This is a genomic window from Bacillus cereus group sp. MYBK222-1 (genome assembly GCF_051916425.1).
Taxonomy (GTDB): domain Bacteria; phylum Bacillota; class Bacilli; order Bacillales; family Bacillaceae_G; genus Bacillus_A; species Bacillus_A paranthracis.
In genome coordinates this window covers 271,384-289,126 of the sequence record NZ_JBQAGP010000004.1, presented here as the reverse complement: position 1 = coordinate 289,126, position 17,743 = coordinate 271,384, and the positions used below count along the sequence as shown (strand labels likewise).

Genomic DNA, 17,743 nt, shown 5'->3' with positions numbered 1-17,743 from the left:
TTTATATTTTTATTTTTTTGTAAAGGGATACGTTAACATTGCTACCATCATCTTGCAATCAGACCTTTAATTGCGTATAATTTTCAAAAAATTAGTTCTAGTACATATTATAGCTTTTATAGTATAATAATTCTAGTAATATTTTGACGGAGGGGAACATTTTGAATAAAGTTTTTTTTCATACTTGTATACTAATTTTCATAGCGATAATTGCTTCTAGTATTGGTGCATTCCTCGTTTCATCGCATTTTTTGTTGAATTTTGTCAACATCTCTTTTTATATTGCACTATTTTTTATTCTTACAGGCGGTTTTTTATTCATATTTCAAAATGGATTTTTTAACGTAACAATTTACGCATTCCAAAGAGTATTTGGTACGAACAAAAAAATCGACTCTTTAATTGAAGAAGTAGAGGAACCTGTCGATAAGAAAGAACGTATTTATAAAACATATTCATTCAAATGGACGTATCCAATTTGCATTACCGGTATCGTTCTTGGGTTGTTCTCGACCTTCATTAGCTTTACTATTTTGATGTAGTTTGCAAACACTATCCCATATGATATAATAATCTGCAAAACATTTTGTTATAAAACTTTAGTTCTTTCATATTTAAAAGAGCTCAGGTAACAATAAATAAATTTATATGTATGCGATGATAAAGAAGAGTACATATTGAGGCAATTTCAGAGAGCTTGTGGCTGGTGTGAACAAGTAATTGTACAGTATGGAATGGGCTTTTGAGCTCCAAACCGAACCGAAAGTAGTAGGCTTTGGCGTTATATCCAAACGTTATTATGGATTAGAGAGATTTCACAGTAGTGAAATAATTAGGGTGGTACCGCGGTCCATTCGTCCCTATAGTTTTTTGGGATGAATGGGCTTTTTTGTTTGCCTTCTCTTCCCTATCACGCATTCAAATTTAGGAGGAATTACTTATGTCAGTTATCTTTTCTGGTATTCAGCCGAGTGGAACGATTACACTTGGAAACTATTTAGGGGCTATGAAGCAATTTACAGAGCTTCAAAACGAACACGACTGTTATTTCTGTATTGTAAATCAACATGCGATTACAGTGCCTCAAGATCCCGTCGGGCTTCGTAAAAACATCCGCAGTCTTGCTGCACTTTATGTAGCATGCGGTATCGATCCTGAAAAAGCTACGTTATTTGTACAATCAGAAGTACCGGCACACGCTCAACTAGGATGGATTATGCAATCAGTTGCTTACGTTGGAGAATTAGAGCGTATGACGCAATATAAAGATAAAGCGTCAGGTAGAGATTCAGTACCAGCTGGATTACTAACGTATCCACCATTAATGGCTGCTGATATTTTACTTTACAACACTGAAATCGTGCCTGTTGGTGATGACCAAAAGCAACATATGGAATTAACACGTGACCTAGCAGAGCGTTTCAACAAACGCTTCCGTGAAGTATTCACAATTCCTGAAATCCGTATTCCAAAAGTAGGAGCTCGCGTTATGTCACTAACAGAGCCTACGAAAAAAATGAGTAAATCTGATCCGAATCCAAAATCAATGATCAGCATGCTTGACGAACCAAAAACAATTGAAAAGAAAATTAAGAGTGCTGTAACTGATTCTGAAGGTATCGTGAAATTTGATAAAGAAAACAAACCTGGCATCTCTAACTTATTAACAATCTACTCTTCATTCTCTGGAAAAACAGTTGAAGAAATTGAAGCAATGTACGAAGGAAAAGGATATGGCGACTTCAAAGGCGACTTAGCGCAAGTAGTCGTAGAGGCAATTCGTCCAATCCAAGACAAATATAACGAACTAATCAACTCACCAGAACTAGACGAAATTCTAGACAAAGGTGCCGAAAAAGCAAACCGCGTCGCATTCAAACAACTACGCAAAGTAGAAAACGCAATGGGACTAAGCAGAAAACGTAGGTAACATATAAAGCGGAGGCGACTGCTTAGCCCTGACGGCTAAGGTTCTTTCCCACAGAAGGTGCTTTTTACCTTCTTGTGGGGAAGGTTCTTAGACGCGAAGGGTTAGGAGCCGGAGCTAGATTACATATAAAGCGGAGGCGGCTCGTTCAGCTCTGACTGGCTAAGGTTCTTTCGCATAAAAGGCGCTTTTTGCCTTCTTATGCGGAAGGTTCTTAGACACGAAGAGCTTGCCGCTGGAGCTAGATTTCATATAAAGCAGAAGCGGCTCGCTTAGAATGTGAGGGGGATGGAGCTCCTGACGTAGAGGCGTTTTTTGCCTCGCAGGAAGGCGCGAAGCCACCGAACATTCTTGCCGCTGGAGCTAGACTACAACAAATAAAAAAAACCGCCGATTGGCGGTTTTTTAATTTACCTTTTGCTCGTTTTCCATTTCCCATAACTTTTCAAAAAATGGCTGTCCTTTTACGAGACGCTCGCATAATTGTTCGTGCTTCTCAGACCAACCTGTTTTCGCTTCATCATACAGCTTAGCCCAAATATCTTCAAATTCCATATGTTGAACCATTCCGTATGCTGATGGATCCCACTCTGTGAACCAATAGCGAATTTCCGCTGTGTTTTTCGTTGTATGTAATTGATCTAACGCCATAAATAGTAATTGTTTAAGCTGTCTTTCTTTACGAGTTAAGCCATTCATAATGAAAGGTGATGGTGATAAAATATGATGTTCTTTTTCCATTTCTTCTACTTGGAACTCATACTTTTCTGCTTGTACGTTTTCTACCATCTCATATACCATCTGCTCTTGGCGCGGTATAAGTCTGCTCTTTCGAATCGGTACGTTGTAACCAATTGTGTCGATTGCAATAATTCCTTTTCCATCTGTAACTACAAAGCAATACTCTTGCTGCAAACGTTCATGATTTTTACGAATATAAGCCTTATGATGTACGTCTTCCAACATTTTTTGCGGAAGCTCTAACAATTCGTTCTCGATGTAATGATATAATGTGGAATCTACTTTTAATAATGGCACTTGATCTAATAGCTCAATCGTATCATCTTTCCGCCATTCGTAAAAATGACAAACGTTATACCCATTTTCTTCACCTTCAAACCAATTTACCCATACATCATGTAGATATAACATTCACTACCCCTCACTTCACTACTGTTTGTATCCATCATTATGTTCAATTTTTCTTAACTTTATTCCACCTAAGGAAATATATTCTAATTATTATTTTTTCTTCTATTAATACTAAAAAAACAGGAAAGAGAGCTCCTGTTTTTTTATATATGAAATGTTTTTGCTTTATTCAATATTTCTTTTGCATCTATAGGTAATAAAGAAAGTGTATCTTCTCCTTCCAAAGTTACACAATCTTTGACAATATGAAATCCAAGCGCATAGCCAAGCATCTTCGGATAAGAGTGAAATCCATTTAATAAGATGTCGTGCTCCCTTGTTCCTCGCTTTATACTTATTCTTTCATATACAACGTTTTTCCAATAATATATAGCCTCTTCTTTTGAAAGATACGTCGTCCACGGTGCATTGTTTTTTTCTGAATATCTTTCCGTTACCGCTTGCTCAGCTAACCCTTCCATAATCATCGTATCAAGTAATGTATATTCCGTTTCTTTCGTCTCAATTTGATGCAACCTGCATATATGATGATATTCATGCGCCAATAGCACTTTTAATTCTTCCACCGAATTCCGTCCACATACGAATAAGAAAATAACGTGACGCATAGATAATCCAGCCCTGCCGTTATACTCTTCTTGTACAGTTCGATTATAGGAATCTGATAATAGAATAAAGACAGGGACATCTGGACCTTTTAACCAATTTTTCAGTTTCTCATACTCTGCACGTAACTCTTTCCAAACTTCCTTTTTCTCTAACTCTTTAATTTCTCGTTCTCCTCGCATAACAGGGCGATACATACCTTTAGAAATTAAAAAGCGATACAACCTTTCTTTTGGCAGCGGGATATACTTCGTAAACTTCTCACACAGCTTTTCTGGCCGTCCATAATATAGATGTAACCACTCAGCAGTTTCAACAACCCCCATCTTTATCCCTCCTTTTTCTTATGTATATGCAAAAAGAGAAAAAGACGTAAAAATAAATAAGGAGTTTTTTCGCAATATATCGCGAAAAAACTCCTTATCTCATCTATTATTTATACGCTTTAAATACTAATACTGCGTTATGACCACCGAATCCTAATGAATTACTTAACACCGCGTTTACTTCTTGATGTCTCGCATTATTCGGTACGTAATCTAAGTCACATTCTGGATCTGGTGTCTCATAGTTAATTGTTGGAGGAATTACTCCGTCTGTAATTGATTTAATAGAGAAGATCGCTTCAACAGCACCAGCTGCTCCTAATAAGTGACCTGTCATTGATTTCGTTGAGCTGATTGCTACTTTATACGCATGCTCTCCGAACGTTTCTTTAATTGCCATCGTTTCATACTTTTCATTCGCATCCGTACTTGTACCATGCGCATTAATGTAATCAATATCTTCTGGCTGTAGACCTGCATCCGCTAAAGCTTGACGCATTGCGCGCACGCCGCCTTCACCGCCAGGAGCTGGCATTGTAATATGGAATGCATCACCAGTTGCACCGTAACCAGCGATTTCCGCATAAATGTGAGCACCACGAGCTAATGCGTGCTCTAATTCTTCAAGAATTAAAATACCTGAACCTTCACCCATTACGAAACCACTACGGTTTTTATCGAATGGACGGCAAGCTGTTGCTGGATCTTCATTGAATGTTAATGCTTTCGCTGAGCTAAATCCTGCGAATGCCATACTTGTTAACGGCGCCTCTGCCCCGCCCGTAATCATTGCATCAGCATCACCACGCTGAATTGCTTTAAACGCATCACCAATTGAGTTTGCACCAGATGCACAAGCCGTTACAGAACAAGTGTTAATTCCTTTTGCTCCTGTTGCGATTGATACTTGGCCTGCTGCCATATCTGGAATCATCATCGGTACGAAGAATGGGCTCACGCGGCGCGGGCCTTTCTCAGTAAAAATCTTAAATTGTTCTTCGTATGTTTCCATACCACCAATACCAGAACCAATCCATACACCAATTCGAGGTCCATTTTCTTCTGTAATCTCAAGCTTTGCATCTGCAACTGCCATTTTCGCTGCTGCTACTGCATATTGTGTAAAGCGATCCATACGACGCGCTTCTTTTTTATCAATATATTTCTCGACTTCAAAGTCGTTAATTTCTGCTGCTACTTTTGCTGGAAATAGTTCCGGATCAATTCTTGTAAGTCGTCCGATTCCAGATACACCCTTTTTAATGTTTTCCCACGCTGTTTCAACATCTGTACCGACCGGTGTAACAGCTCCTAGTCCTGTAATTACGACCCTCTTTTTTTCCATACAAAATACACTCCTTTTTTCTCTCAGTCCTTATTTACCCCAACGAAGAGCGACTGCTCCCCATGTTAATCCGCCGCCAAAACCAACAAGTATAATTAAATCACCATCTTGAATACGTCCGTTTTGCAATTCCTCTACCATTGCAATCGGAATGGAAGAAGCTGATGTATTACCGAACTTCTCAATTGTCATACTCATCTTTTCTTGTGGTAAATTTAATCTCTCTCTTGCAGATTCCATAATACGAATATTCGCTTGATGCGGTACTAAGAAATCCACATCTTCTTTCGTAAGACCAGCTTTATCTAGAACGCGAAGACAAGAATCCCCAAGTTGACGAACAGCAAATTTAAAGACTTCTCTGCCATTCATCATAACATACTCATCTTGATAAAGATGCTTACCGCCACTTCCGTCCGCTCCTAATTCGAAAGATAGAACGCCTTTACCTTCTGAAACAGCTCCCATTACGATCGCACCGGCTCCGTCTCCAAATAGTACTGCTGTATTTCGATCGTTCCAATCTACAATTTTAGATAGTTTATCACTACCAACTACTAGTATATTTTTATAAGTTCCCGTTTGAATAAATTGCTGCGCTGTAATCATTCCGTACATAAAACCAGCACACGCTGCACTTAAATCCATTGCAGCTGCATGTTTTGCGCCAATTGCTTCTTGAATGACACAAGCCACTGCTGGAAAAGCACGATCCGGCGTTACTGTTGCTACTAAAATAAGATCGATATCCTCTCCGCTAACCCCTGCATCTTCAAGCGCTTTTTTAGAAGCCTCTACGGCCATATATGAAGTATCTATTGTATCATCGGCAATGCGTCTTTCCGCAATCCCTGTTCTCGTACGAATCCATTCATCGGATGTATCCATTATTTTCTCTAAATCGTGATTTGTGACTACTTTTTCCGGCACATATCTTCCGATCCCTAAAATGCCCACGTTCACATCGCAGCCCTCCGTTTTATATCAATTATTATGACTTGGTACTAATTTTAAAACATAAATGTATTTTTGTCTAGAATATATTTCTGCTAAAACATAAAGCGAACGCATTATTCACCTTATTGTTTATGAAAAGGAACGGAAACATACCTTTCCCTGTTCTTTCGAAATATAAAAAGGCCCTGACCGCTTCTATCCACGGTTCGGGCCTCTCTTCCATCTTAAAAAGATGCTTTTTATTCTTTTTATTCTTGATCTGCTTTCCCAAGCTCATATGCTTCGTTCATAACTTTCATCAATAACTCTAATACTGGTTGAGCTTTCTCCATATCAAGCGCAATTCCATTATCATCTAAAATGGCCTTTGCTTCTGGTAAATGCTTCATTGCGATTTGTAAAAATTGCATGCTTTTCTCATTCATATTATGTTCTTCCTCTCCATTAAAACTTTCACATACATAGTGTAACACGCTCGCTATCCTTCGTATAACTCTTTATATTTTTTCATATGTGCCAATTGTTTATTTAAACCGTATTCTAACGGAGTATTTCTTTTTATCGAAATAACCTCTACAGTTCCATCTCTTTCTTCCACATTCTCTTTTTTCACTTTATCCTCTGCACGTAAAAGGTTCATACCTTTTTTCCATAATGATTTTTTACCACTAAGTAAATTATATATACCGAGATACTCCTCGTTCATTCCATTTTCCCATAAGTATTCACATACATCTTCAACGTACAGTAGATCACTGGCGTTTTCCTCACTCGTATAATGGCACTCTTTCTCACCCAGTTCTGATAAAATGAGCTGATGATACATCATAAAAGATGGTTGCCATGGCCCATATAATGTAGGAACTCGAAATACACTATATTGTACCTCTCCTTTTTTCAATCCTTCTTCCACTTTCGCAAATAGACGTTTATTTTCGGACTCATCTACGTTTCCTACTTCAATAGAAGAAATTAGATTTAACTTCACTTTATGTTCTTCACACAGTCTTATCATTCGCTTTAAATACTGTAATATAACTCTTTCATTTCGAAAGCCACTTTGTTGGTTAGGCTCATACAGACAAAAGTAAACGGCATCAAATTTCTCTTCCTCTACGGATCTCCATCCGTCTTCATCTCTTATCGAATAATACGTAAATAACGCATTTCGCCCAATTAACAATAACTTCTCTTCATTAATTTTTGTCATACTATCGAATTCATCAAAATCAAGACCATATACTTCTACTTCTTCTGCAATCATTTTATTCACAAGGTGATAACCTACAAACGTAAGTGCACCTATAATTAGCACGCGTTCCATACCACCCACCCTTTCTCCTTGAAACAAATAGCTCCTCATTTATGTATATGGGAGCTTCACAATTCTTCTTCATATTTTTTAAAGAAATCAGTCGTTTGCCTAACCATTTTATATTTCACATCTTGCAGATGGAATAAGACAGAAGTATCGCATTGGTTCAATTGCCTCATTTTCTCGTATTTACGTAGCAACTGTTTTCTACCTCTTTTTTCTTGTGTTGATACGAAAACTTTAACAGGTACACAAGACGGAAGAAGCGTAAATGATTTCTTATTTATTTTGGATTCTAATTCTTCTTCTTTGGAATCATACGCTAAACATAATTCCTTCACGAGTCTCTTGTAAAAAAACTTATGCTCTTTCTCAAACTCGACATATTCTGGTAAATCTAAACACGGATTTAGCATAATGACAGAGCGTATACATTCAGGGTATTTGTTCATCATTTCAAGTGCTACAAGTGCCCCCATACCATCTGCCATAATGTGCATTTTCGCATTCAATGTCTCTTTTCTCAGAACAACGTCATATAGGCGTTTTGCTAGACGAACAGATTGATCGTTTCCCCAATGTCTTCCGTATAAATTAGAAGAAAAGACCGTATAGCCTTCCTCAATAAGGCCATGTAAAAAATAAGATCTACCCGCATGCTGTGTCCATAAACTTGTACCATTCTCAATAAAGTAGTTGTAATCACCTAGAAGCATGACAGAAAATCCATTTGGCTTCTCCGGTAAATAAATGACACATGGTTCTTTTTCTAAGTAAAAAAAACGTTCCGTAATACTCATTTTTCCCCCGCCTTATTTTCTAAACGTATAAAAGTACTCTTTTATAATGTATGAACGGAATGCAAATTTGCGTTGAAAAATCTACAAATATTTTTCTATATTCTTTTTTCAATTGTGTTACAATAAGGACAGATTGAACGAATAGAGGTGTAAAATATGCGTTTCATTTGGGCATTAATTTGGTCGTTCTTGCTTGTACATATGATGAGCTACGTAATCGGCTCTATGACTGGCGGTACATACGATTTTAACCAAGCGTCTATTTTCTCAGTTGTTCTTGCGGTATTCGTACTAGCAATTGCAGCTGCAATTCCAAACGAGCCAGTAGAACAACACTAAAAAAAGAGTCCGGATTTTATCCGAACTCTTTTTTGTTTTACTTCACATGAACGACTAATTCGTTATTTTCTACATCAACAACTACATGACTATTGTCAGTAATCGTTCCTGCAATTAATTCTCTCGCTAATTTCGTCTCAACTTGACGCTGTACATATCGTTTTAACGGACGAGCTCCGTACATTGGATCGAAGCCAGCTTCGACAACAAACTCTTTCGCTGCGTCTGTTAATTGTACCGTAATATGACGGTCAGCTAAACGGCCTTGTAATTCTTTTACAATTTTATCAACAATACCTTTAATTTCATTCGTTGTAAGAGGTTTGAATAAAATAATTTCGTCGACACGATTTAAAAACTCTGGTCGGAAATGTCCTCTTAATTGCCCCATGACAAGTTCTCTTGATTCCTCTTTAATTGAGCCATCTTCTTCTAATCCATCTAATAAATGAGCAGATCCAATATTTGACGTCATAATAATAACTGTGTTTTTAAAGTCTACTGTACGTCCTTGCGAATCTGTAATGCGTCCGTCATCTAACATTTGTAATAAAATGTTGAATACTTCTGGATGTGCTTTTTCGATTTCATCTAACAAAATAACAGAATACGGTTTACGTCTTACTGCTTCTGTTAATTGACCGCCCTCTTCATATCCAACATATCCAGGAGGTGCACCAATTAAGCGTGACACAGCGTGTTTCTCCATGTACTCAGACATATCAATACGAATCATTTGCTCTTCACTATCAAATAAAGACTGCGCTAACGTTTTTGCAAGTTCTGTTTTACCAACACCAGTCGGTCCTAAGAAGATGAAGGAACCAATTGGACGGTTCGGGTCTTTAATACCAGCACGAGCACGAAGAACTGCGTCTGATACTAGGCTTACCGCTTCTTCTTGTCCGATAACACGCTCTGATAAAATTTGCTCTAAACGTAGTAATTTCTCGCGTTCACCTTCAACGAGTTTTGCAACAGGAATACCAGTCCAACGTGAAACAATATCAGCAATTTCTTCTTCACTTACTTCCTCACGTAATAAACGATTTTCTTGTTTATTATTCGCGCCCATTTCTTCTGCTTCTTTTAACTCTTTTTCAATTGCAGGAATTTTTCCGTGGCGAAGTTCCGCTGCTCTATTTAAGTCGTAATTCCCTTCTGCTTCTTCTAATTCACGGCGCAGACGCTCTAAATGTTCACGTAAGTCACGAACTTTGTGAATATCTTCTTTTTCTTTCTCCCATTTGGCTCTCATGCCACTTGCCACTTCTTTTAAATCCGATAATTCACGTTGCAATGTTTTTAGACGTTCTTGGCTACCAAAGTCTTTCTCTTTTCCAAGAGCTGCTTCTTCAATTTCCAGCTGCATAATGCGACGCGTTACTTCATCTAATTCTGTTGGCATAGAATCAATTTCTGTACGAATTGTTGCGCACGCTTCGTCAACAAGATCAATTGCTTTATCCGGTAAGAAACGATCCGAAATATATCGATCTGATAAAACTGATGCTGCTACAATCGCGCGGTCATGAATATTTACACCATGATAAATTTCAAAGCGCTCTTTTAAACCACGTAAAATGGAAATTGTATCTTCAACAGTTGGTTCTTCTGCTAATACTTGTTGGAAACGTCTTTCTAGCGCTGGATCTTTCTCAATATATTTACGATATTCATCTAACGTCGTCGCCCCGATACAATGCAGTTCACCACGCGCAAGCATCGGTTTTAACATATTTCCTGCATCCATTGCGCCTTCTGTTTTACCAGCGCCGACGATTGTGTGAAGTTCATCAATGAATAATAAAATGCGTCCTTCACTCTTTTTAATTTCATTTAATACAGCTTGGAGACGCTCTTCAAATTCACCACGGAATTTCGCTCCAGCTACAAGCGCACTCATATCTAATGCAAAGATTGTTCTATCTTTTAATCCTTCAGGTACATCCTTTTTCACAATACGCTGTGCTAACCCTTCAACAATTGCTGTTTTACCAACACCTGGTTCACCAATTAAAACTGGGTTGTTTTTCGTTTTACGTGAAAGAATGCGGATTACGCGGCGAATTTCACTATCGCGGCCGATAACAGGGTCAATTTTCCCCGCTCTTACTTCCGCTACTAAATCACGACCATATTTTTCTAACGCTTCATAAGTTGCTTCTGGATTTTGACTAGTCACTCTTTGATTCCCCCGAACTGTCATTAAAGACTGTAATAAGTTATCTTTCGTAATATAAAATCTTGTAAATAATTGGTTTATATCGCCTTTTTCTTCAGTAAAAGCAAGTAATACATGTTCCACTGAAATGTAATCATCTTGCAATTTCTCTGCTTCTTTTCCTGCTCTTACAAGTAGTTGTTGCAGAGCACCTGTTATATATAATTTACCTGCTTCTGCACCGCTCCCCGTTACGGAAGGCTTTTTCTTAATTAAATTTTCGGCGCCTTGTTTTAATGCTTCTATATCGACGTTCATTTTTTGAAAAATACGTACTGCTAACCCATCTTGCTCTTCTAATAATGTAAACAAGAGATGAACAGTATCTACTTCTTGATGGTGATGAGATACCGCTAAAGATTGGGCACTCATAATCGCCTCTTGTGTTTTTGTTGTCATTTGATTTAAGTCCATCTTTACAGTCCTCCAAATGTTTGACTTTCTTTGACCTTTGATTTGATTATACGCCAACTGACTTTTTTATACAATAATTTTGCTTATGTATTTTCAAACTTATTATTTGAAAAAGAAAAAAGGAGCATTCATGATACAACTGAAAAATATACGGTAAATGAAATTAAAATGTGTAACGACAAAAAAGCCGCAATAACGATTGCGGCTCCTGTTACGGTTTTCTTTTATACGTCCACTGACGGTTATGATTCGTGTTATCTGGAAACTTGTCACCAGCAGTTAGTTTCACCATTTGCGGGTCTTTTACCATACTTCCCGTTTCACCAATTTCTACGTAAATGCCATCATTCGGCGCTTTTTGTCCAGAACGAAACCTGCGATTTTGTCCCATTTCCATTCTCCTTCCATGACGTCTTTGCCTCATTAGTATATCCATTTTAAAAGAAAGCTTTTCTGTCATGTTTAGGAAACAGGTACTACATTTCGTTCTTGTACATATACATGAATGACACAAGCTTAAAGCAGGGATTTCTTTCCTATTTGTAGAAAAAAAAGAAACCAACCTACTATAGGCCAGTTTCAAAGGAGAGTCAAACATATACGAGAAGATTACATGTTCATTATAAGCCTCATCATACGAGAAATGTAACCCTTTTCACAATTTGTCCATAATGAAAGAAACATTGTTTGAACTTTCTAAAAAGATGTTGACTTTTCTTAATTTCCAACGAGAAATAGTAGACACCGTAGCACTTTGCGACGTAAGATGGATATATAGTGAACTTTCCATCTTTGGTGGTCTCACCCAGTCTAACCTCTTATTTCTGCAGATTAAAAACGGAAATACAGATAAAAACAAAAAAATATTATAAGAGGTGAAATTATGAACAAACAACATTTAATCGCACTAGACTTAGACGGCACTTTATTAACAGACAACAAAATAATTTCCACTCGAACGAAACATACAATTGCAAAAGCAAAGGAACAAGGACATATTGTTGTTATCTCAACAGGACGTCCATTCCGCGCTAGTTATGATTACTATAAAGAACTTGGTCTAAATACACCAATCGTAAACTTTAATGGCGCTTACGTACATCACCCTCTTGATTCAAAGTGGGGCACACATCACTCTCCTCTTGAGCTAGCAACAGCGCAAGAAATTGTCCGGGCTTGCTTTGATTTTGGCGTAAAAAACATATACGCTGAAGTAATGGACGATGTGTATGTACGTGAAATTGATGAAGATAAAAAACATATTTTCGAATTCGGTTCTCCAAACATTTTTACAGGAGACTTATTAAATATTTTAAATGATCATCCAACTTGCTTATTAATTGACGCACATGACGAGCATTCCAGTGCAATTCGTCAACATTTAACTGATATGCACGCTGAAGTAATCGACCATAGAAAGTGGGGCGCACCTTGGCCGATTATTGAAATTGTAAAAAGCGGATTAAATAAAGCTGTTGGACTACAAAAAATTTCTAGTCATTATAACATTCCACAAGAGCGAATCATCGCTTTCGGTGATGAAGATAACGACTTTGAAATGATTGAATTTGCTGGTCACGGCATCGCAATGGGAAATGCCATCCCTGAATTAAAATCACTCGCAAACCATACGACGCTAACGAACGAAGAAGATGGTATTGCACTATATTTAGAAGAGGTTCTTGGGTTGTAATCTAAAAATTCCCTGCTTATAGTTTCTCGCCAAACGCTCATACTATCATTAGACGCACAAGTTAGCGCGTCGATTGTTTTCAGCTAAATAAAGGGGGTTTTTCGAATGGGTAAAAAGAACAAATCAAAACGTTTTATCCAACAAGGAGCCGATGCTGTTATGAAGCATGATGCAAGATTCCCGTACCGAGGTACATTAGCTGAGGCAGAAAAAGCGAGAAGTAACTCTTCTTTTGGAGGGGTCTAAATGGGGAACTTACTATTTCAACAAGCTAGAGATGCTGTTGCAAATGCTGTATCTTGTTCAAGCGGCGTCGAGCAACAAGATCTCGTATATAGAGCAAAAAATGCTTTGCAATCCGCTTACGCAAATTCTTCAACTGCTGAAAAAGTTCAGCTACGTGAAATGCAAGAGCAGTTGCAAAACATTACGAATGCACATTAAAAAAGAGGACCAGCTTTGGTCCTCTTTAATCTTTTCGAAACAATCCGAACACCCCAACTGTTTGCAGTACGTTTGTAAATGCACCTGGGTCCACTTGTTTAATAACCCTCTCCAATTCGTACAGTTCGTAACGGGTAATAACAATCATTAACATTTCCTTATTTTCATTCGTATAAGCACCAGTTGCTGGTATAGTTGTAATCCCCCTCACTAAGCGTGAGTGAATCGCCTTTCGTACATCCGCCCCATTCTTCGTAACGATTAATGCCGTAATCTTCACATGACGCGTATGAATTGCATCGATGATTCGCGTTGACACATACAAAGTCACTAAAGTATATAATGCTTTTTCCCATCCATACACATAGCCGGCAGCGATAATGATCAGTGCATTAAAGAAGAAAAAATACGTACCGACAGGCTTGTCTTTAATCTTTGATAAAATCATGGCGATTATATCTAAACCACCTGTAGAAGCCCCCCACTTCAACGCAATCCCTACCCCGATTGCTGAAATAAGCCCACCAAAAATCGCATTTAATATGATGTCGTTTGAAACTGCTCTAACTGGAATAATTTCTAAAAACATAGTCATAAAGATAACGCAAAGAAAACTAAAGAAAGTAAAGGCCTTTCCAACCTTTTTCCATGCTAAAATAACGACTGGAATGTTAAACAAGCTAAATAATACCCCGGTTGATATGTGAATAGATAAAAAATCACCTAATATTTGTGATAGCAATTGAGACAATCCAGCAAAGCCACTTGCATACACTTTCGCTGGCGTTAAAAATAAATTCATTCCAATCGCATTTAACAAACCTGCGACGATTACAACGATTAACTTCTTTATAAGTTCGGTATAATTCAACTTCAAATCCATTTCCAATCCACCTTCATTATTCATGAATACACTGCTATACATAGTCTTTACGAAAAAGGAAATGATAAACGTACAACGTTTAGAAATGGAGTTGATACATATGCCACATACGAGTGATAACGACAAAAAAGCACGCGATAATAATGCAAAACGCGCGCAAAAAAATGAGCAAGAACAAAAGAATATAGAGCAAGGTAAGCGTGCTTATTCCAAAAAGACCGATCACCTTTGATCCCATCGTACATCAACAATATTGTTGATGTACTTTTTTTACATTTCACAGGAAAAAACATTAAAAATTCACTTCATGTTCACTTCTATATTCTACAATAGCGATAACATATTCGGATGAGGTGTTAGCATGAGAGGAAAACACATTTTCATTATTACTGCACTACTAAGTATATTAATGCTATCTGCTTGTGGACAAAAAAACGACTCAGATACAGTCGCTACAGCAACCGACTCAACCATTACGAAGAGCGACTTCGAAAAACAGTTGAAAGATCGTTACGGAAAAGACATGCTGTACGAAATGATGGCGCAAGACGTTATCACGAAAAAATATAAAGTATCTGACGATGATGTAGATAAAGAATTACAAAAAGCAAAAAATCAATACGGAGACCAATTTAAAAACGTATTGAAAAACAATGGTTTAAAAGATGAAGCTGATTTCAAAAATCAAATTAAGTTCAAACTTGCTATGAATGAAGCGATTAAGAAAAGTATTACAGAAAAAGACGTGAAAGACCACTATAAACCAGAAATTAAAGCAAGCCATATTTTAGTAAGTGACGAAAATGAAGCGAAAGAAATAAAGAAAAAATTAGATGCTGGTGCTTCATTTGAAGAACTAGCAAAACAAGAATCGCAAGACCTACTATCAAAAGAAAAAGGCGGAGACCTCGGATATTTCAATTCAGGTAGAATGGCACCTGAATTTGAAACTGCTGCCTATAAACTAAAGGTCGGACAAATTAGCAATCCCGTTACATCACCAAACGGTTATCATATTATTAAATTAACTGATAAAAAAGAATTAAAACCCTATGATGAAGTGAAAGACTCTATTCGCAAAAACTTAGAAGAAGAACGTATCTCTGACCCTATATTCGGCAAAAAACTATTGCAAAATGAATTAAAAAAAGCAAATATTAAAATAAACGATAGTGAGTTGAAAGATACGTTTACTCTTGTACATGAGCAAGGGAATTAAAAAAGCACCACCTTATAGGTAAAATATAAGGTGGTGCTTTTTATTTCCTTTATTTCTTAAAGTACGTCCAACCTTCTTCTTGGTAAACCTTTTCTTCTTTCATCAACTTACCAAGTGCACGCTTAAATGCAGCTTTACTCATATTGAAACGTTCTTTAATGTCTTCTGGATAGCTCTTATCCCAAAACGGCATTGCTCCGCCCCGTTCTTCCATATATGCATAAATCACTGTAGCATCATCTTCCATTCCTTCTTCTTTACGAGGAAGAAGTGAAATGTTAATTGTACCGTCATCTTTTACATCAATAATTCGTCCCGTTACACGTTGACCGATGCGAACTTGTTCTTTTCTTTCCGTATGATGTAAAAATGCACGAAAATGCTCATCTGTTAATACGAACGAACCAACTTGAAGTGAACGATACACACGTCCGTTTACGTTTTTATTACGCATAGATGGTGTCGCATCTACAACGATTTCTTGCATATCACTATCTCTTGCCGGAAGAGCAATTAAACGATCACGATTCGTTAATTTTAACGTACAATATAATTCATCTCCAACTTCAGGCCATACTGGCATATAAATTGGGAATTCATCAGCTGGAATTAGTATATCTTTTGATACACCAATATCAACAAACACACCTAAACTAGGAATAACTTCTACAACCTTTACCCAGTTCCAATCATATGTTGTAATAATTGGCTCCTTCATTGTTGCCGAAATACGATTTTGGTGGTCAAGGTATAAGAATACATCAATCGTATCGCCTTCTTCAATTTCTCCAGCTACTTCATTTTTATGTAGGAAAATTTCTTCTTCTTCATTTCCAACCATATATCCAATTTCCGTTTCGCGTAAAACAGTTACCTGTTCAATCGATCCTATTTGTAAATACATATTTTTTTAATTCCCTTCTATATATATAAAATGAACTTTTTAACTTTTTATATTTTTATCATTCCAAACAAAAGTTAATTATAACACGATTTTCTCTTTATTTGTCCAACTGCCCAAAATTCACTATAATAAAATGAGGTTACATCATTATAAGTATGAAAACACTTAAGTCTAAGCTCGTTTTCAGCTATACTTTAGTATGTACAGTACATAAAAAGAGTAGAAATTTATTTGGAGGTGCTAACTATGGCAAAAGATAGTTCTTTTGACATCGTTTCGAAAGTAGAATTACCTGAAGTAACAAACGCAATTAACACTGCATTAAAAGAAATCCAAAACCGATATGACTTTAAAGGAAGTAAAAGTGATATTAAACTTGAAAAAGAAGTACTTGTTTTAACTTCTGACGACGAGTTCAAATTAGAGCAAGTAAAAGACGTTCTTATTTCTAAACTCGTAAAACGTAACGTTCCAATTAAGAACTTAGATTACGGAAAAGTTGAAGCGGCAGCTGGTAACACTGTTCGCCAACGTGCAACACTTCAACAAGGTATCGATAAAGATAACGCGAAAAAAATTAACAACATCATTAAAGAAATGAAATTAAAAGTAAAAACACAAGTACAAGATGATCAAGTACGTGTTACAGCGAAAAGCCGTGATGACTTACAAGCAGTTATCGCAGCAGTTCGTAGCGCTGATTTACCAATTGACGTACAATTTATTAACTACCGCTAAAAAGAAAAACATCCTCTATGTAGAGGATGTTTTTCTTTTTAGCTTGTAAAAGTCTAAGCTTACGGGCAATCGGATAAATTTTATGCATAAATGAAGAAGAACCTTTTAAAAATCGAAACAAAAACCTCCCTCCCCAATCAAATGTAACAAATTATGAGTATAAGAATATTTTCCACCCTTTCCTGTAATGTAAAATTAGTAAGGAATTTATTTTATGAAAAATGTTAATTAAAAAGAGTTAGAAGTGGTTATTTGAAGAAATTAATACTATGTTTTTTATTAACTACATTCTGTCTATATATTGCAGGGTGTTCTAATAATATAACTACACCTGGGGATACATCTAAAACTTCAACACCTGCGAATTGTAAATACATCAACAAAGCTTGGTATAAGAAACCTACGAACTGTAATAATCGATGATATAAGTCATAAAAAAGACACCATATGGTGCTTT

At 36.9% G+C, this 17,743-nt stretch carries 20 protein-coding genes and 1 other annotated feature; of the genes, 9 read left to right on the top strand and 11 right to left on the bottom strand.

Annotated elements, in window-relative coordinates:
* Window positions 1-161: 161 nt before the first annotated feature.
* Together ACTFR9_RS20185 and trpS are read left to right on the top strand one after the other, a co-directional pair.
* On the top strand, window positions 162-542 hold the full coding sequence (locus tag ACTFR9_RS20185) for a DUF3899 domain-containing protein (RefSeq protein ID WP_001044989.1): 381 nt from the start codon (window positions 162-164) through the stop codon (window positions 540-542).
* A gap of 106 nt (window positions 543-648) precedes the next feature.
* Window positions 649-865, top strand: a binding site (T-box leader).
* Window positions 866-940: 75 nt separating this feature from the next.
* Window positions 941-1,930 (top strand): tryptophan--tRNA ligase, encoded by a 990-nt coding sequence (gene trpS / locus ACTFR9_RS20180; protein WP_000110985.1) that lies wholly within the window; start codon window positions 941-943, stop codon window positions 1,928-1,930.
* Window positions 1,931-2,332: 402 nt separating this feature from the next.
* Here trpS and ACTFR9_RS20175 read toward each other — a convergent pair whose 3' ends face one another.
* The 7 genes from ACTFR9_RS20175 to ACTFR9_RS20145 form a co-directional block, all read right to left on the bottom strand.
* Window positions 2,333-3,079 (bottom strand): YjbA family protein, encoded by a 747-nt coding sequence (locus ACTFR9_RS20175; protein ID WP_000966137.1) that lies wholly within the window; start codon window positions 3,077-3,079, stop codon window positions 2,333-2,335.
* A 143-nt stretch (window positions 3,080-3,222) separates the two neighbouring features.
* Window positions 3,223-4,011: a DUF2268 domain-containing protein gene (locus ACTFR9_RS20170; RefSeq protein WP_000539323.1), complete on the bottom strand. Its 789-nt coding sequence runs from the start codon at window positions 4,009-4,011 to the stop codon at window positions 3,223-3,225.
* 106 nt (window positions 4,012-4,117) lie between these two features.
* Window positions 4,118-5,356: a beta-ketoacyl-ACP synthase II gene (gene fabF, locus ACTFR9_RS20165; RefSeq protein WP_000412651.1), complete on the bottom strand. Its 1,239-nt coding sequence runs from the start codon at window positions 5,354-5,356 to the stop codon at window positions 4,118-4,120.
* 30 nt (window positions 5,357-5,386) lie between these two features.
* Window positions 5,387-6,319: a beta-ketoacyl-ACP synthase III gene (gene fabH, locus ACTFR9_RS20160; protein ID WP_001100541.1), complete on the bottom strand. Its 933-nt coding sequence runs from the start codon at window positions 6,317-6,319 to the stop codon at window positions 5,387-5,389.
* 242 nt (window positions 6,320-6,561) lie between these two features.
* Window positions 6,562-6,738 carry a ComZ family protein gene (locus ACTFR9_RS20155; protein ID WP_009879752.1) on the bottom strand — a complete coding sequence of 59 codons (177 nt, stop codon included), beginning with the start codon at window positions 6,736-6,738 and terminating at the stop codon, window positions 6,562-6,564.
* A gap of 53 nt (window positions 6,739-6,791) precedes the next feature.
* Window positions 6,792-7,664 (bottom strand): NAD-dependent epimerase/dehydratase family protein, encoded by an 873-nt coding sequence (locus ACTFR9_RS20150; protein WP_000486163.1) that lies wholly within the window; start codon window positions 7,662-7,664, stop codon window positions 6,792-6,794.
* 29 nt (window positions 7,665-7,693) lie between these two features.
* Window positions 7,694-8,428 carry an alpha/beta hydrolase gene (locus ACTFR9_RS20145; protein WP_073536336.1) on the bottom strand — a complete coding sequence of 245 codons (735 nt, stop codon included), beginning with the start codon at window positions 8,426-8,428 and terminating at the stop codon, window positions 7,694-7,696.
* A gap of 156 nt (window positions 8,429-8,584) precedes the next feature.
* Between ACTFR9_RS20145 and ACTFR9_RS20140 the strand changes: the two genes are divergently transcribed.
* Window positions 8,585-8,767, top strand: a complete 183-nt coding sequence (locus ACTFR9_RS20140) for a YjzD family protein (RefSeq protein WP_001211114.1) — start codon at window positions 8,585-8,587, stop codon at window positions 8,765-8,767.
* 37 nt (window positions 8,768-8,804) lie between these two features.
* Here ACTFR9_RS20140 and clpB read toward each other — a convergent pair whose 3' ends face one another.
* Window positions 8,805-11,405 (bottom strand): ATP-dependent chaperone ClpB, encoded by a 2,601-nt coding sequence (clpB, locus tag ACTFR9_RS20135; RefSeq protein ID WP_098487491.1) that lies wholly within the window; start codon window positions 11,403-11,405, stop codon window positions 8,805-8,807.
* A 211-nt stretch (window positions 11,406-11,616) separates the two neighbouring features.
* Window positions 11,617-11,796 carry a YjzC family protein gene (locus ACTFR9_RS20130; protein ID WP_000531418.1) on the bottom strand — a complete coding sequence of 60 codons (180 nt, stop codon included), beginning with the start codon at window positions 11,794-11,796 and terminating at the stop codon, window positions 11,617-11,619.
* Between the two features lie 492 nt (window positions 11,797-12,288).
* On the opposite strand from ACTFR9_RS20130, the gene ACTFR9_RS20125 reads away from it, so the two are divergent.
* The 3 genes from ACTFR9_RS20125 (at window position 12,289) to ACTFR9_RS20115 (ending at window position 13,542) form a co-directional block, all read left to right on the top strand.
* Window positions 12,289-13,098 carry a Cof-type HAD-IIB family hydrolase gene (locus ACTFR9_RS20125; protein ID WP_001041235.1) on the top strand — a complete coding sequence of 270 codons (810 nt, stop codon included), beginning with the start codon at window positions 12,289-12,291 and terminating at the stop codon, window positions 13,096-13,098.
* A 105-nt stretch (window positions 13,099-13,203) separates the two neighbouring features.
* Complete coding sequence (locus ACTFR9_RS20120; protein WP_000516816.1) at window positions 13,204-13,344, top strand: hypothetical protein; 141 nt, start codon at window positions 13,204-13,206, stop codon at window positions 13,342-13,344.
* Window positions 13,345-13,542: a DUF3813 domain-containing protein gene (locus ACTFR9_RS20115; RefSeq protein ID WP_000527400.1), complete on the top strand. Its 198-nt coding sequence runs from the start codon at window positions 13,345-13,347 to the stop codon at window positions 13,540-13,542.
* A gap of 25 nt (window positions 13,543-13,567) precedes the next feature.
* Here the strand turns inward: ACTFR9_RS20115 and ACTFR9_RS20110 are convergent, their stop codons facing one another.
* On the bottom strand, window positions 13,568-14,425 hold the full coding sequence (locus ACTFR9_RS20110; RefSeq protein WP_000364453.1) for a YitT family protein: 858 nt from the start codon (window positions 14,423-14,425) through the stop codon (window positions 13,568-13,570).
* A gap of 100 nt (window positions 14,426-14,525) precedes the next feature.
* On the opposite strand from ACTFR9_RS20110, the gene ACTFR9_RS20105 reads away from it, so the two are divergent.
* Window positions 14,526-14,657, top strand: coding sequence for a DUF3941 domain-containing protein (locus ACTFR9_RS20105; protein WP_001120845.1), 132 nt, complete (start codon window positions 14,526-14,528; stop codon window positions 14,655-14,657).
* A gap of 129 nt (window positions 14,658-14,786) precedes the next feature.
* A complete protein-coding gene (gene prsA / locus ACTFR9_RS20100) occupies window positions 14,787-15,644 on the top strand; it encodes a peptidylprolyl isomerase PrsA (protein ID WP_001214230.1) in 858 nt (285 codons plus the stop codon).
* 49 nt (window positions 15,645-15,693) lie between these two features.
* Here the strand turns inward: prsA and ACTFR9_RS20095 are convergent, their stop codons facing one another.
* A complete protein-coding gene (locus ACTFR9_RS20095; RefSeq protein WP_000281267.1) occupies window positions 15,694-16,548 on the bottom strand; it encodes a CvfB family protein in 855 nt (284 codons plus the stop codon).
* A 246-nt stretch (window positions 16,549-16,794) separates the two neighbouring features.
* Here ACTFR9_RS20095 and ACTFR9_RS20090 point away from each other — a divergent pair, with 246 nt between their 5' ends.
* Window positions 16,795-17,286, top strand: a complete 492-nt coding sequence (locus ACTFR9_RS20090) for a YajQ family cyclic di-GMP-binding protein (RefSeq protein ID WP_001040153.1) — start codon at window positions 16,795-16,797, stop codon at window positions 17,284-17,286.
* Window positions 17,287-17,743: the final 457 nt, after the last annotated feature.

Coding starts and splice junctions, on each gene's coding strand:
- ACTFR9_RS20095 (WP_000281267.1), bottom strand. CDS start 16,548: ATGTATTTACAAATAGGATCGATTGAACAGGTAACTGTTTTACGCGAA.
- fabF (WP_000412651.1), bottom strand. CDS start 5,356: ATGGAAAAAAAGAGGGTCGTAATTACAGGACTAGGAGCTGTTACACCG.
- ACTFR9_RS20145 (WP_073536336.1), bottom strand. CDS start 8,428: ATGAGTATTACGGAACGTTTTTTTTACTTAGAAAAAGAACCATGTGTC.
- clpB (WP_098487491.1), bottom strand. CDS start 11,405: ATGGACTTAAATCAAATGACAACAAAAACACAAGAGGCGATTATGAGT.
- ACTFR9_RS20110 (WP_000364453.1), bottom strand. CDS start 14,425: ATGGATTTGAAGTTGAATTATACCGAACTTATAAAGAAGTTAATCGTT.
- trpS (WP_000110985.1), top strand. CDS start 941: ATGTCAGTTATCTTTTCTGGTATTCAGCCGAGTGGAACGATTACACTT.
- ACTFR9_RS20105 (WP_001120845.1), top strand. CDS start 14,526: ATGCCACATACGAGTGATAACGACAAAAAAGCACGCGATAATAATGCA.
- ACTFR9_RS20115 (WP_000527400.1), top strand. CDS start 13,345: ATGGGGAACTTACTATTTCAACAAGCTAGAGATGCTGTTGCAAATGCT.
- ACTFR9_RS20130 (WP_000531418.1), bottom strand. CDS start 11,796: ATGGGACAAAATCGCAGGTTTCGTTCTGGACAAAAAGCGCCGAATGAT.
- ACTFR9_RS20175 (WP_000966137.1), bottom strand. CDS start 3,079: ATGTTATATCTACATGATGTATGGGTAAATTGGTTTGAAGGTGAAGAA.
- ACTFR9_RS20140 (WP_001211114.1), top strand. CDS start 8,585: ATGCGTTTCATTTGGGCATTAATTTGGTCGTTCTTGCTTGTACATATG.
- ACTFR9_RS20090 (WP_001040153.1), top strand. CDS start 16,795: ATGGCAAAAGATAGTTCTTTTGACATCGTTTCGAAAGTAGAATTACCT.
- ACTFR9_RS20170 (WP_000539323.1), bottom strand. CDS start 4,011: ATGGGGGTTGTTGAAACTGCTGAGTGGTTACATCTATATTATGGACGG.
- prsA (WP_001214230.1), top strand. CDS start 14,787: ATGAGAGGAAAACACATTTTCATTATTACTGCACTACTAAGTATATTA.
- ACTFR9_RS20120 (WP_000516816.1), top strand. CDS start 13,204: ATGGGTAAAAAGAACAAATCAAAACGTTTTATCCAACAAGGAGCCGAT.
- ACTFR9_RS20155 (WP_009879752.1), bottom strand. CDS start 6,738: ATGAATGAGAAAAGCATGCAATTTTTACAAATCGCAATGAAGCATTTA.
- ACTFR9_RS20125 (WP_001041235.1), top strand. CDS start 12,289: ATGAACAAACAACATTTAATCGCACTAGACTTAGACGGCACTTTATTA.